The 14756-nt window shown below is 31.9% G+C and carries 12 protein-coding genes; 6 read left to right on the forward strand and 6 right to left on the reverse strand.

Translation table 11 applies throughout. The features are described from left to right. Window positions 1–187: 187 nt before the first annotated feature. The 4 genes from ES044_RS05110 to ES044_RS05125 all read left to right on the forward strand — a co-directional run bounded on the left by ES044_RS05110 (window position 188) and on the right by ES044_RS05125 (window position 2771). The gene (locus ES044_RS05110) at window positions 188–796 is read left to right on the forward strand and encodes a hypothetical protein (RefSeq protein ID WP_147118269.1); all 609 of its coding nucleotides are present in this window, start codon (window positions 188–190) and stop codon (window positions 794–796) included. Beyond that, window positions 789–983, forward strand: coding sequence for a hypothetical protein (locus tag ES044_RS05115; protein ID WP_147118270.1), 195 nt, complete (start codon window positions 789–791; stop codon window positions 981–983). The genes ES044_RS05110 and ES044_RS05115 overlap by 8 nt, the downstream gene beginning before the upstream one ends. Before the next feature lies 1 nt (window position 984). Next, a complete protein-coding gene (locus tag ES044_RS05120; protein WP_147118271.1) occupies window positions 985–1710 on the forward strand; it encodes an HNH endonuclease in 726 nt (241 codons plus the stop codon). An 80-nt stretch (window positions 1711–1790) separates the two neighbouring features. Continuing rightward, entirely contained in the window at window positions 1791–2771 is a 981-nt protein-coding gene (locus ES044_RS05125) for a DNA cytosine methyltransferase (protein ID WP_147118272.1), read from the forward strand. Window positions 2772–3142: 371 nt separating this feature from the next. On the opposite strand, the gene gldN is transcribed toward ES044_RS05125, so the two are convergent. The 6 genes from gldN to topA all read right to left on the reverse strand — a co-directional run bounded on the left by gldN (window position 3143) and on the right by topA (window position 11485). Next, the gene (gene gldN, locus ES044_RS05130; protein WP_147118273.1) at window positions 3143–3997 is read right to left on the reverse strand and encodes a gliding motility protein GldN; all 855 of its coding nucleotides are present in this window, start codon (window positions 3995–3997) and stop codon (window positions 3143–3145) included. Between the two features lie 16 nt (window positions 3998–4013). After that, window positions 4014–5546: a gliding motility protein GldM gene (gldM, locus tag ES044_RS05135; protein ID WP_147118274.1), complete on the reverse strand. Its 1533-nt coding sequence runs from the start codon at window positions 5544–5546 to the stop codon at window positions 4014–4016. A gap of 42 nt (window positions 5547–5588) precedes the next feature. Continuing rightward, a complete protein-coding gene (gene gldL, locus ES044_RS05140; protein ID WP_147118275.1) occupies window positions 5589–6242 on the reverse strand; it encodes a gliding motility protein GldL in 654 nt (217 codons plus the stop codon). Window positions 6243–6287: 45 nt separating this feature from the next. Further along, on the reverse strand, window positions 6288–7649 hold the full coding sequence (gene gldK / locus ES044_RS05145) for a gliding motility lipoprotein GldK (protein WP_147118276.1): 1362 nt from the start codon (window positions 7647–7649) through the stop codon (window positions 6288–6290). Window positions 7650–7753: 104 nt separating this feature from the next. Then, window positions 7754–8914, reverse strand: a complete 1161-nt coding sequence (locus ES044_RS05150; RefSeq protein WP_147118277.1) for a formimidoylglutamase — start codon at window positions 8912–8914, stop codon at window positions 7754–7756. Between the two features lie 36 nt (window positions 8915–8950). Beyond that, entirely contained in the window at window positions 8951–11485 is a 2535-nt protein-coding gene (gene topA, locus ES044_RS05155; RefSeq protein ID WP_147118278.1) for a type I DNA topoisomerase, read from the reverse strand. A gap of 203 nt (window positions 11486–11688) precedes the next feature. On the opposite strand from topA, the gene miaB reads away from it, so the two are divergent. After that, window positions 11689–13143: a tRNA (N6-isopentenyl adenosine(37)-C2)-methylthiotransferase MiaB gene (gene miaB / locus ES044_RS05160; RefSeq protein ID WP_147118279.1), complete on the forward strand. Its 1455-nt coding sequence runs from the start codon at window positions 11689–11691 to the stop codon at window positions 13141–13143. 361 nt (window positions 13144–13504) lie between these two features. Next, window positions 13505–14728: a sigma 54-interacting transcriptional regulator gene (locus ES044_RS05165; protein ID WP_147118280.1), complete on the forward strand. Its 1224-nt coding sequence runs from the start codon at window positions 13505–13507 to the stop codon at window positions 14726–14728. The last annotated feature ends 28 nt before the right edge of the window (window positions 14729–14756 follow it).

Here is a 14756-nt window from a genome sequence, read left to right on the forward strand (position 1 = left end):
GCGATTTAAACAAATCAGAAATAAAATTTTAAAAAATAAACTAATGCAACAAAGTTTTGTCTTTGCCGCCAAAGAGAGAAATTATATGAAGTTAAACTACTTTGATGTTCACTTTTATAGGAGTTGTAAACAATTATTCAGAAAAATCCGAACTATAAATTATATTATCTTTGAAAAAAGAATAATTATGAATAATGAGACTTTTGGAATGACTTTTCAATATGCAATTTGCATAGAATATGATATTGAAAACAAAATTTCAATTGAAAGAATAGACAAAGAACTTCTTTCTACTTTTTTAAAATCAAAAATAATACGAAAAATATTTAGAGGAAAAAGCAAACCTATTAAATCATTATATAAAACAAAAGAATTTACTTCCGAATTTATAAGTAGATGTCCGCATAGTTTTCTATTGGAAAATGAAGAAACTTTTTCAGTAAAAACATTTAAAGGAAATGGAAAAATGTTTGCTCCAAAGGTTGTTGGTCAAGCAGGAGAAGACACCTTTAACCACTTCTTTGGGCATTTACAGAAAAACGAAATAAACAGAACTAATTTCAAAGAATTTTGTCTTGAAAATATTTCAGAAATTTTACCAATTGTGGTTGATTATGCTTTAGTAAGTGATTATAATTGTTGGTTTTATAGAAAAGATGAAACATTTAGTTACGAAATAATTAAGAGGGCTGATTTACCAGATTTAACATTTGATAAAAGTAATTTTACATTTACAAAACCAACTTCACAATCTTGGAATGAATCTAATAATTTAAAATATAAATATTGTGCATAAAACTATACTTTCAAAAAATAATTTGACAAATGATGATACAAGAGATATTGCTATTAAAATTGTAGATAAATTTGTGGAAGAAGGATTAATAAAAAACTGTATTGATACGGATGATGATACCGAATTTGATTTTCAAGATATTATTAATAATGTATTGAACGAGGTTTTTAATATAAAAGAAGATTAAAATGGACTATATAAATTCAGAGCCTGAATTTTACAAATTTTTAACTTTTGATGAAAAAATTTCAAAGAAAGTTAGAACAAACTATATTTCTTGGTTAAGGTTTCTTTCCCAAAATCATAAAATTGATGACAAATTAAATTTTGATAAAATCGATGCTATCATTTCAATTGAAGAAAAACGAAAAATCAATAGAAATTTTTACACAAAAGACAAAGACTTAAGCAACTTTAAATCTTCTTTAAGGAAATATAACAAATATCTGAATAACGGTTTTTCAACAAAAATTAAAAATTCTATTAGGAAAGAAGAAGATGATATAAACGTTGATAATAAAATTACAAATACAGAAAAAGAAAGTTTGATTTTATCCAGAATTGGGCAAGGAAATTTTAGAAATAACTTAATTAAATATTGGAGTACTTGTTCTGTTACAAATTTTGATAAAACTGGATTATTAATTGCTTCTCATATTAAACCTTGGAAAGAAAGTAATAATATTGAAAGATTAGATGCTTTTAACGGTTTACTTCTTCTTCCTAATTATGACAAATTGTTTGATAGAGGTTATATTAATTTCGACTCAAATGGTAAAATAAAAATCTCTAAATTTTTAAATGCTGTTGATAAAAACATACTAAATATTAACTCTGAAATTAAATTAAGAAATCTTGAAAAAGAACATATTAAGTATTTGGAATATCATAAAGAATTCTGTTTTATTAATTAGTGTTAGCATTTGCGTTAGGGATTGAAACGGCATCCTTTTTTATTTTTCTTAAAAAAGATATAGTGTAAAGCCCGACCCTTGTGGTAACGCCCAAAAACGAATATACTTCAGCAGATTTATTTTGTGGTGCTGGCGGTATGGCTAAAGGTTTTGAATTGGAGGGCTTTAATCAAGTTTGTGGTTTAGATTGGTTTAAAGAAGCTGGCATGACTTACAGACACAACTTTGAGCATCCATTAATTGAAGGAGATATTACAAGTAGAGAAATAAAAGACAAATTTATAAACACCGTAAAAAAACAACTTAAAGGTAAACCTTTAACTGTTCTTTCTGGCGGTTTTCCTTGTCAAGGTTTTAGTATGTCTGGAAGTAGGATTGTAGAAGATGAGAGAAATTCACTTTACAAAGATATGCTTGAAATAATTGAAGAACTACAACCTGAATTTATTGTTGCTGAAAATGTTAAAGGTTTACGTTCAATGCTTAAAGGAAAGGTTGAGGATAAAATAAAAACCGACATAAAAAAACTTGGTTATCATGTTAATGTTACTGTTTTAAATTCAGCAGATTATTATGTTACTCAAAAAAGAGAACGAATTATTTTTATAGCCAATAGAATCGGAAAAAAAAATCATCATCCCTCTCCTCTACTTGAATCTGGTTCCTACGTTACAACAAAAGAAGCAATTAAAGATTTAATAAAACTCAAAGACAAAAAGGAATTTAATCATGTAAGAACTAAACATAGTGACGATATGAAAGAAAGATTAGCTTTAGTTCCAGAAGGAAAAAGTCTTTATGATAATTATTCTGATTCTTGGAAAAAATGTCCTTGGAATGAAGCAAGTTGCACAATAAAGGAAAATCATGGCGGAGTTAATATTCATCCTATTGAACCAAGAGTAATAACAGTTCGAGAAATGGCAAGATTACAATCTTTTCCAGACGATTTTATATTTAAAGGTTCAAAGGGAAAACAAATGGTACAAATTGGAAATGCAGTTCCTCCTTTTTTGGCGAAAGCAATTGGATTATCAATTAAAAAAACGTTAGAAAAATAACTATTTACAACACCGTGTATAATTAATCGATTGTTTATTAATTACTTACTTACGAAAGTTCTCGCAGATTTTAAATTTAGTTTTTATTTGCTAACTTTCGTGCTTGACCACGCAACTAATCATACACAAACACGTTCTCCTAAAGTCGATATGACAAATATTGAGACTATAATAGAGAAATAAAGAAGCTATAAATCTTTAATTTGCTAAAAAAATGCAAACAAGTTTAGCCCTGATTGAGCGGTTTGTTTGAGCTCTTTTTTGCTTTTTCAGCAAAAAAAGCGAGTAGCGAAAGCAGGAAATAGCTTCAAGTAAAAAAACGCTTACTTTCGTAAACGTTTATGTTGATTTTATTAGAGTATAAAGTTTTACTAATAATTCCACATATCAATTTCTCTATTTCTAATATTCTCTTTAATTTTATTAGCTTCTAAAAGTTGAAATAAAGAATTGCCTCGAACATAATCTTCGATAGCTCTGTTTCCATAAATATTTTCTTCCTTCACAATTACAGAACTAAATCTTCTTGCATTTAATAAATGATCGTAAGAAATGGGATGCGAAGCATTCATAGGATTGAACACTTTTGCTTCATGCAAAACTTCTCTAGCAGACGGAAAGAAAACCCAAAACAACTCGTATAATTTGTCATCTTCTATTTGCTCTACACCTAATGTTTGCACATCTTTACCCATTGGCGCTAAAGCCAATAGTCTGTATTTCATTTCTCCTTGACGCTTATCAAAATACCACATTCCTTTAAGCATATAGCCGCCAACATCTTGTGTCTGGATTCTCAAGGTATCAGAATATCCGTTTTCTTCACGAATATTAATCAAACGACTATCTATTTCGTTTTGAGTAATTTTAGTTGTGAAGAAAGAATCTGAATACGCTTCTTCTATTTTACCTTGTTTAATTCCTTTTATTAATGTGTCGAATAACGATCTTCTTTCTGAAGAAATATTCGTGGTATCAATTGGAAAATAATACGGTAGATTAATTTTTTGATTTAAATCTACAAACTCCCAAACTACTTTAGACCACATAACATCTCTATCATCTACATAACCATAAGGAATTGGTCCGTCGTTATCTACAGCTAATTGCGCTGCACTTTTCTTACCAATTTGATCTGCAGATCTTGCATTTAGGATGTTAACCTGTGCAGTTATAAAACCTGTAGTGAAACAAATAAAAAATACTAGTAAAAGTTTTCTAAACATATTTTATTTTTTTATTCTAATTGATTAACTCGATGCTAACAGGTAATACTTTTTTAAGAGGAACGCCGTTAGCGGTCGCTTGAATATCGTAAATATTAATTTGATCACCTCTTCTTGCTTTTCCTAAAGCTTTTTTAGCTGCAGCATTTAATCTTGATCCGTTTACAATAACCGTTAATTCTCCTGGTACTTTAACCTTAAAGCTAATTACCTGTATGTTCAAATCAAATTCAAAATCAGGCAAACCTGCTGCTATTGGAGCATTTTCTAAACCAGATTTTGGCATTCTTACCGTTCCGAATTGTTCCCGAACAGACCCCATAGCTGCTGGTATATCTTTAATTCTAAACGTGGCTTTCGAATTAACAGTTTTTCCGCTGCTTAATTTTGCGCTTACATTTATCGTTGCAATATCTCCACTTCCTGGTCTAAACATATAACCAGAACCAGCATTTGTTAATTTACCTCCTGAAGCATTTACATTTAAATCTCTAGAGCTAACGCCAGGCAATGAAACAGAAATAGGGTTGTCTAAACCTCTGTATACTACATTCATTTTATCTGCAGAAACTACTGCACTGCTTGGTTCTGCAATTACAGAATATTTACTTTCGAAATCTACAGGAACCTCTTCACCATTTTCTGTAAAAAAGATAGTTCCTTTTATTGTTTTTTCTCCTACATTACCTGCTGGCATATCGATAACAACTTGACCATCTTTAACAGAATTAGTTGCGTCTTTACCATTTAAAATAACTTTATTAGGCACTAAAGTGGCATCGTAACGCCCTAAAACAACTTGACCTTTTACACTTTCTCCTGCAAAATAAGCAGTTTTATCTAACCTCACAATACCTTGATAATTAGACAATGACAAAGACTCTTCTAATTTACCTCCTAATAGATCACCAACAATAGCTGCCTCTGTATTTCTAATATCAGCTTGCATTTGTGTAAGATTTGTTAAAGAAGCAACCAAAGGAAAACCTTCATATCTTGCTTTTAACCATGCTACACTTATGCCTGTTTTGCTATTGATTACAGCTTCTGTAGAAAACCTGTCTTTTAAGGTTGGTGTAAACTTACTATTTTCTCCTACTACATCAATTACACCTACTCTATACCCATTTATTTTATCTAAAAACTCCTGACCTTCTGATGTATAACCATCTCCAACAAAGAAATAAGAGTTTAAAAACTCTGTTTTATCCATTGTTTCATAAGCAGTTTTATCTTCTAAATCAGCGGTCATTTTCGATTTTATAGCAGCTAAATGTGAATAAAAATCTGCTGACAACTTTTTTATTTCATTTGCCTGCTCATTTAATTTACCAAATTTCGCAGCTTGTTCAGATGCTTTGGTTTCTAAATTAGCATAGGCTAACTTATTTTTTTCTGAAGTAGAGATATTATTCGCCTCTAACTTTTCGTTCATAAAACCAAAAGCCGATAAAACTTCTTTATCCATTTGCATTGCTAACATAGCAATAAATACAAGATACATTAAGTTAATCATTTTTTGCCTTGCGGACACTTTTCCTCCTGCCATATTTTCTAATTAGTTTTGTAAGTTCGTGTTTTATTTAACTAATTATTTACTCGACATTGCAGAAAGCATGTTTCCATAAACTCCGTTTAAAGAAGACAGATTTTTTGCTAACGAATCCATCTGATTGTTTAACCTCTCTGTATTTTCTACAACCGATGTATTTAATTCTGCTTGTCTTGTTGTGTTTTCTACTTGTACTTTATAGAGACCGTTTAAAGATTCCATTTGAACAGCAGCCAATGAAACTTGCTCATTATATTTATTAGTTGATGAAATAGACTCTGAAGCCGCCGATAAACCTTCTGCTGCACCTTGAAAGTTTTTCATGCTACTCCCTAAACTTTCCATAAGAGAAACATCAATTTTAGCCTCTTTTAAAAGAGTATCTAATTTTTGAGATAACATGCCTTCGGCACCAATTTTATCTTCTGCACCAATTTTATCTTCTGAATTTAAACCACTTTTACCTAATTCTGGATATACTTTAGACCAATCTAAATCGTCTTCTGGTGACTCAAATGCAGAGAAAAAGAAGATAACTGCTTCGGCAATTAATCCTACGGCTAAAACATTTGTACCATTCAACCAACCATAGCTAATATGATTTAACTTAAATAATGCTCCTGTTATTACAATTGAAGCTCCAACGTTGTAAGCCACATTAAATAGTTTTTTTTGAGTTTTAGACTGTGCCATGTTTTTTTAAAATATTTTATTTTTTGTTTTTTATTTTTCTTAACCCTACTTTACTGTTGTTCCAATATAATTTTGAACGGTTCTAAAACCAATATAACTTCTTGCTGTATCTGCATATTCGTAGTCTCTAGAGCCCACCTCTAAATAATACGCTACATCTTTCCAAGAACCACCTCTAATTATTTTTCTTTTGTTTTTTCTATCTTCTACATTTGGGTTCATGGTGGATGCCATGTAATATGAAGACAAATTATATGCAGTATTAGTCCATTCAGAAACATTACCCGCCATGTTGTACAATCCATAATCATTCGCATTAAAAGATTTGGCTTCCATTGTGTACAAAGCACCATCTACAGAATAATTACCTCTTACCGGTTTAAAGTTGGCTAAAAAGCAACCACGATCACTTGTGGTGCTTCCTGTTCCCCAAGGATATGTTGCAAATTCTAAACCACCTCTTGCTGCATATTCCCATTCAGCCTCTGTTGGTAATCTAAAATCTGGTACTTGTGTTGCTCCTTTTTTTCCTCTTAAATACGTGTTTTTCTTTTTAGTTCTCCAGTTACAAAAAGCATTTGCTTGTTCCCAAGAAACACCAACAACCGGATAATCTCCATAAGATTGATGGTAAAAATAATCTTGGTGCATTGGGTCGTTGTAAGAGTAATTAAAATCTTTTACCCAAACAGTGGTGTCTGGATAGATATTTAAAACCTCTGTCTTTACAAAATCTTTTCTATTTCCGCCTTTTCTAGCGGCATTATCTCTATCAAACCAAGAATAAGAATAATTTAAAAATTTGGTATTAAAAGTTCTAATACCGTCTACAGCTTCTTCTTTACTAATAAATAAAGAGTCCATTACTTCTACATAATCTACATCAGGAAACTCTTCTTTTTTCCAGATAATATCTTGCTCCCAACTTAAAGGCTGAATTGTATCAAAACTATAATAGTTATCATACATATATTTTTGATATGCACTTGCATTTGTTGTGTCTGAAGCTTTAAAAGCGTAATTCTGAATTCCGCCAGAAGGCCCGTCTCCATTAACATCTACGGCTGCCCCTAAAGATGCAAATTCTGCTTGACTAGCCAATTTAGCTCTTACCACAGAATCTCTAACCCAAAATACAAACTCTTTATATTCTTTGTTTGTAATTTCGGTTTCATCCATAAAATAAGGTCTAACAGTCACCGTTTTTGTAGGATTGCCCATAGTACCTAACATGTCTTGATCTTGTTTACCCATTGTAAAAGAACCTCCGGGAATTAGTGTCATTCCATAAGGTTTTTCTGAAAACCATTTTTTCTTATATTTTACACCTACTAATTCTCCTCTATCATTAGAACCACAACTGTAAAAAACGGTTATTAAAAGTGCAAATATTGCTGCTTTCTTCATATTTTATTTTTGTCTTTACTAAAAGTCTGTAAACCTATTATTTTTTTTGCTAAAATACAATCTTGAAATTGCTTTTAACGTACTAAATTTTTCTTTTTAAACAATTACATCATTTTTTGCATCGCTTTAAACCACCTTTCTGGTATAATTTGCTTTGTTGCCTCTGTGTAATCTTTGTATGTACATGGTATTAACGCATGCCTTTTGTATTTATTATCTGATAAAATATTTATCTCCATCCACCATCTACCCGTTTTGTTGCTCTTGTAAAAAACCAAAGGGTCATCATCTTCTAGTAAAACAGTAAATTTCTGATAATTTTCTTTTCCTGAAAACGGGTAATCTTTTACTCTAAAATTAACGCCTTCAATAAAATACCAAATCATTTGCGCAATTAAACTAGCTGTTTGATGGTTGTTGTCGTATTTAGAATTGTACTCGTAAATACCAAATGAAGAAACTTTATCGCTAATACCCGCATACCTTGCAATAGCACAAATTTCTTCGCCATAAAATCCGTTTGGTGAAGCGTTGTTATTTGCAGGGGCTTCGCTTTGCCTTACCGCCCCAATATCTATAGAAACAAGATCTGCATTTCTAAACGCAGGTTCTATGATCTCTAATTCTTTTGCTTTGCCTAATCGGCATGTATCAAAAAAGAGAGAATCCAATAATTCTATTTCTCCTTGGGAGTTAAAATATGTTTGATACCCAACATTACTATAATTAAACAGATTGTTTGGCTTTTGCATAATTATTTTACTCAAATACGATTGCGATGTTAATTCGTCTTCTAAACTTCCTAAATCAAAACGGCTGTCTACCGCTGTAATATTAATAGTTTGTTCTAAAGAATCATAGGCTCTATAGTTTACGTAAGTGATATCTTGACCGCCACCAAGAATAATAGGAATAATATTTTGTTTTAGGAGGTCTTTAATAATTTCTGAAACTGCAAAATAAGTATCTGCAACTGTATTTCCTTTTAAGACATTTCCTAGATCGGCAATTTCTCCTTGCCATTCTCCTGGAAATAATTCGTAAAATTTTCTTCGTATAAAGTACAAATTATCACCACAACCAAAATTATTTTCAGAATTACGATCTTCTTCCACGCCAAAAATCGCCAATTTAACATCGTTTAATTCAGGAAACCCTTCTTCGGATGTATGAATTCTTATTGTGTTTCCTAAACAATATGGAGAGCTCAACAATAAATGCGATAGCGCAGCTTCTTTTACAGGAGACAAAAAATCTTGGTTCATCAATTTTTTATTGGGGCACGCAATATAGCAAAATCTTTATTTCTTTTTTACAGTTTTCTTTGCTGTAGTTTTCTTTTTTGTTGCCGGTTTCTTTTTTGCAGCAGGTTTCTTTTTTGCTACTTTTTTCTTGGGTGTTTTTGCTTCGATCATTTTAACCGCTTCTGCTTTAGAAAGGTTTTCAATATCTGTAGTTTTAGGCAATTCAATTTTAATTTTACCTTTTAATACATTAAATCTTCCCCATCTCGCTTTTTCTACACGAATGCCTTCATCTTCCCAATTATGAATAACCTTCTCTATTTCTTTCTGTTTTTTTGCTTCAATTAATTCAATAATTTCCTCTTCGGATAAAGTATCAAAATCATATTTTTTATTAACGTTGATAAACATTGAGTTCCATTTTAAAAAAGGACCAAAACGCCCAACGCCTTTTTGCACCGGCAAATCTTCGTAATGAGCCACAGGCGCATCTGCTTTTTGTTTCGCAACAATTAACTCTTCTGCCCTTGGCAAATCAACCTCCATTGGGTTTTCTCCTTTATCCAAAGAAACAAACATCGTTCCGAATCTTATATACGGTCCAAAACGACCGTTAGAAACAATAACTTCTTCATCTTCATAATTCCCCAAAGTTTTTGGCAATAAAAACAACTCTAAAGCTTCTTCAATGGTAATTGTGCCTAAATTCTGATCTTTATTTAAACTTGCAAATGTTTTTTCTTCATCTTCTGGAGCGCCAATTTGTGCAATAGGTCCGAATTTACCCAAACGTACTAAAACTGTTTTTCCCGATTCAGGATGTTTACCTAAAATACGTTCTCCACTTTCTCTTTCTGCGTTTTCTTTAACATCTTCTACATTCTCATGAAAATTTGTATAGAAACCTTTAATCATTTCTATCCAATTTTCTTCACCTTCAGAAATATCATCAAAAGAAGATTCTACTTTTGCTGTAAAATTAAAATCTAAAATATTAGAAAAATTGGTCACTAAAAAGTCGTTTACAATATTACCTATATCCGTAGGAATTAATTTATTTTTATCGGAACCCGTTTTTTCGGTCAACATCTGACTATTTACATCGCCATTGGCTAAAATCATTTGCTCGTAAGACCTTTCAACACCTTCATTTTGTCCTTTTTCTACATACCCTCTTCGTTGTACAGTAGAAATTGTTGGTGCGTAGGTAGACGGACGACCGATCCCTAATTCTTCTAATTGTTTTACTAAAGATGCTTCTGAAAAACGGTATGGCGGACTCGTAAATCGTTGTGTTGCGTTTATAAAAGCGTATTCTAAACTTTCATTTACTTTTAAACTTGGCAACATGCCTGCTTGCTCCTCTTCATCATCATCTTTTCCTTCTAAATACACTTTTAAGAAACCTTCAAACTTAATCATTTCACCATTTGCAGTAAAAATCTTTGAGTTTTCAGAATTCTCAATTTTCATATTGGTGCGTTCCAATAGTGCATCACTCATTTGAGAAGCCAACGTTCTTTTCCATATTAAATCATACAATCTATTTTGATCGTATTCTGTATGAATAGAATGCATTTTCATGTTTGTTGGTCTAATCGCTTCATGGGCTTCTTGCGCTCCTTTTACTTTCGATTTAAAAACACGTTGTTTGCTATATTCTTTTCCGTAAGAATGTGTAATTTCTTCTTCAGCTTCATTTCTAGCATCCACAGATAAATTAACACTATCTGTTCTCATATAGGTTATTAAACCCGCCTCGTATAAGCGTTGTGCAACTTGCATCGTTTTACCCACCGGAAAGCCTAATTTTCTAGAAGCTTCTTGTTGTAAGGTTGATGTTGTAAATGGCGCTGCTGGCGATTTCTTTGCTGGCTTTTTCGTTAAATCTGCAATCGAAAAATCTGCAGTACTACAAGATTTTAAAAATGTTTCTGCAGATTTTTTAGAATCGAAATTCTTCGGAATCGATGCTTTAAACGTTTTGCCTTCGATATTAGAAAACTCTGCAACCACCTTATAATGAGTTTCTGCAGTAAATTCTTGAATACTTCTTTCTTTTTCTACAATTAAACGCACAGCAACAGATTGCACTCTACCTGCAGATAAACCTCCTTTTACTTTTCGCCATAAAACTGGCGATAATTCGTAACCAACAAGCCTGTCTAAAACTCTACGCGCCTGTTGTGCGTTTACCATATTATAGTCTATATCTCTAGGATTTTCGACTGCTTTTAAAATGGCTTTTTTGGTGATTTCATGAAAAACAATACGTTTTGTATTTTCTTCTTTTAACTCTAGTTGCTCTTTTAAATGCCAAGCAATTGCCTCTCCCTCTCGATCTTCATCACTCGCTAACCAAACAGTTTCTGCTTTCTTTGCTAACGATTTCAATTTTTTTACGATTGCTTTCTTATCGTCTGAAACAATATATTTTGGGGTAAAATCTCCATCTACATCAATACCCAATTCTTTGGATGGTAAGTCTGCAATATGACCATAGCTAGATTCTACTTGAAAATCTTTTCCAAGAAATTTTTCGATAGTTTTTGCCTTTGCTGGCGACTCTACAATTACTAAATTCTTTGCCATGTATCTTTTTTTTGTTGCTTTTAACAGAGCATTAACTCTATGTTAAAGCTTTGCAAAAGTATGTAGTTTTTTTTTATAATTTTTTCTTTGTTTGATTTTAGTCTAGAATTTAACAGAAATACAACATTATTTTTTCTGCCAATTTGTCATAAAAATTCAAATATGGTTGTACCTTTGCACTTCTTGAAATGATAAATTGATTGATGGAACACGTAGAAAAAATTATCGACGAAAAAATACAAGGCAAAGCCCTTGTTACGGAAAACAAAAAGCAAAACACTAAAAAATTATTCATAGAAAGCTATGGCTGTCAAATGAATATGAATGATAGTGAAATAGTTGCTGCTATTTTAGACAAAGAAGGTTACAACACCACACAGATATTAGAAGAAGCAGATTTGGTGCTTGTAAACACTTGTTCTATTCGTGAAAAAGCAGAAACCTCTGTTCGTAAAAGATTACAGAAATACAATGCTGTAAAAAAAATTAATAAAAATATGAAAGTAGGCGTTTTAGGCTGTATGGCAGAACGTTTAAAAGAAAAATTTTTAGAGGAAGAAAAAATTGTTGATCTAGTTGTAGGTCCGGATGCTTATAAAGACTTACCGAACTTATTATCAGAAGTATATGAAGGGCGAGATGCTGTAAATGTAATTTTATCGAAAGATGAAACTTATGGCGATATTTCTCCTGTTCGTTTAAACTCTAACGGCGTTACTGCATTTGTATCGATTACGCGGGGTTGTGATAATATGTGCACATTTTGCGTAGTTCCTTTTACTCGAGGACGAGAGAGAAGTAGAGATCCTAAAAGTATTTTAGAAGAAGTTCAATCTATGGTAGCTCAAAATTATAAAGAAATTACACTTCTTGGGCAAAATGTAGACAGCTTTTTATGGTATGGCGGCGGTTTGAAAAAAGATTTCAAAAAAGCAACTGAAATGGCACAAGCAACAGCTGTTGGTTTTGCCGAACTGTTAGATATGTGCGCTACGAAGTTTCCAAAAACTCGTTTTCGTTTTTCTACTTCTAATCCACAAGACATGAGTTTAGATGTAATTCACGTAATGGCAAAGCACAGAAATATCTGTAAATATTTACACTTACCTGTTCAAAGCGGCAGTAACGCGATGTTAAAAGCAATGAACAGACAGCACACGCGAGAAGAATATAAAACATTGGTTGATAATATTTTTAAGATCATTCCAGAAATGTCTTTATCACAAGATATGATTGTTGGGTTTTGTGGCGAAACAGAAGAAGATCATCAAGATACTTTAGAGTTGATGAAATATGTAAAATATGACTTTGGGTTTATGTTTACCTATTCTGAAAGACCAGGAACTTTAGCTGGTAATAAAATGGAAGACGATGTTCCTTTTGCAACAAAGAAACGCAGATTACAAGAAGTAATTGACCTACAACAAGAACACGCGTTATTTAGAACACAGCAGCATTTAGGAAAAACAGAAGAATTTTTGATTGAAGGTACTTCCAAGAAAAACCCGAATGAATGGAAAGCTAGAAATACACAAAATACGGTAGCCGTATTTGCAAAAGATGCTTATAAGTTAGGTGATTTTGTAATGGTTAAAGTAGAAGATTGTACTTCTGCAACTTTAAAAGGAACCGTTGTTGGGTATTCTGACAATAATTAAAAATCCCATCCTTATTCCTTCTCGAAGGGAAAGAAACTGTTGCGAGTAAAAAACTGTGAAAATAAAAATAATGAATAAGAGAACTTTTATAATTTATATAGCATCAATTTTTATTTGTACAATCTCTGTGATTCTTTTTTATTAAGGACACCAAGAACCATTTAGAATGCAGCGACGTTGCGACCATTACAATTTTAAAAAATGGAACTAACATTGAAATTCTTGAACATATTTGTAGAGAAAAGTATAATTTTTAAAATCACAATATTGAATCAGAGTGATCTTGATTCAAAATAAGAATAGAAAACACACAGAATATAAACCAAGAGTGTTTTCCCCTTCGGGGAAATTAAAAGAGGCTATGGAAAACATACAAGCAGTAAAACAACGTTTCGGGATTATTGGTAACGATATTCATCTCGATAGGGCTTTAGAAAAAGCGGTACGAGTTGCGCCTACAGATATTTCTGTTTTAGTAACGGGAGAAAGTGGTGTTGGTAAAGAAAGTATTCCGAAAATAATACATTCCTTATCACATAGAAAGCATGCAAAATATATTGCTGTAAACTGCGGTGCAATACCAGAAGGTACTATTGATAGTGAACTATTTGGTCATGAAAAAGGTGCTTTTACAGGCGCAACGCAAGACCGAAAAGGCTATTTTGAAGTTACCGATGGTGGTACCATTTTTTTAGACGAAGTAGGTGAACTACCACTAACAACCCAAGTACGTTTACTACGTGTGTTAGAAAATGGCGAATTTATAAAAGTAGGTTCTTCTAAAGTTATCAAAACAAATGTTAGAATTGTAGCTGCAACTAACGTGAATATGGAATCTGCTATTGAAAAAGAAAAGTTTAGAGAAGATTTATATTACAGATTAAGCACCGTAGAAATTCATTTACCACCGTTAAGAGAGCGCAATGAAGATATACATTTATTGTTCAGAAAATTCGCGTCAGATTTTGCTCAAAAATATAGAATGCCTTCTGTTCGGTTAGATGAAAATGCGGTAACAATTTTATTAAAGTATCGCTTTCCAGGAAATATTCGTCAGTTAAAAAATTTAGCAGAACAGATTTCTGTGATTGAAGAAACTAGAGTTCTTACAGCACAAAAACTACAACAATATTTACCGAATAATAAAGGAAACCTTCCGGCAGTAATTGGTGGTAAAAAAGAGAATGATTTTTCTACCGAACGTGATATCATGTATAAGATTTTATTTGATATGCGGAATGACATCAACGATTTAAAAAAGCTGACTTTAGATTTGATGAAAAACGGAAATATCGAAGAAGTTCAGGAAGAAAATCACCGTCTTTTAGAAAAAATCTATAACGATAAAGATTTAGAAGATCTTGATATCGAAGTTTTAAACATTCCTCAAAACTCATCCAAAGAAAAAGAATATGATTTTATTGAAACGATAGAAGAAGACGAATCTTTATCCCTACAAGACAAAGAAATTGAAATGATTAAAAAATCTTTAGAAAAAAACAATAATAAACGAAAGTTAGCAGCCAAAGAATTGGGCATTTCCGAAAGAACTCTGTATCGAAAAATTAAACAATACGATTTGTAAATAAATTTAAAGTTTAAAACTCTACGTT

The sequence above is a fragment of the Polaribacter sp. IC066 genome, assembly GCF_007997085.1.
Taxonomy (GTDB): Bacteria; Bacteroidota; Bacteroidia; order Flavobacteriales; family Flavobacteriaceae; genus Polaribacter.

Bases quoted from the DNA above. Each gene is read 5' to 3' on its own strand.
- ES044_RS05150 (WP_147118277.1), bottom strand. From the start codon at position 8,914: ATGAACCAAGATTTTTTGTCTCCTGTAAAAGAAGCTGCGCTATCGCAT.
- ES044_RS05165 (WP_147118280.1), top strand. From the start codon at position 13,505: ATGGAAAACATACAAGCAGTAAAACAACGTTTCGGGATTATTGGTAAC.
- ES044_RS05120 (WP_147118271.1), top strand. From the start codon at position 985: ATGGACTATATAAATTCAGAGCCTGAATTTTACAAATTTTTAACTTTT.
- topA (WP_147118278.1), bottom strand. From the start codon at position 11,485: ATGGCAAAGAATTTAGTAATTGTAGAGTCGCCAGCAAAGGCAAAAACT.
- gldM (WP_147118274.1), bottom strand. From the start codon at position 5,546: ATGGCAGGAGGAAAAGTGTCCGCAAGGCAAAAAATGATTAACTTAATG.
- gldN (WP_147118273.1), bottom strand. From the start codon at position 3,997: ATGTTTAGAAAACTTTTACTAGTATTTTTTATTTGTTTCACTACAGGT.
- gldL (WP_147118275.1), bottom strand. From the start codon at position 6,242: ATGGCACAGTCTAAAACTCAAAAAAAACTATTTAATGTGGCTTACAAC.
- gldK (WP_147118276.1), bottom strand. From the start codon at position 7,649: ATGAAGAAAGCAGCAATATTTGCACTTTTAATAACCGTTTTTTACAGT.
- miaB (WP_147118279.1), top strand. From the start codon at position 11,689: ATGGAACACGTAGAAAAAATTATCGACGAAAAAATACAAGGCAAAGCC.
- ES044_RS05110 (WP_147118269.1), top strand. From the start codon at position 188: ATGAATAATGAGACTTTTGGAATGACTTTTCAATATGCAATTTGCATA.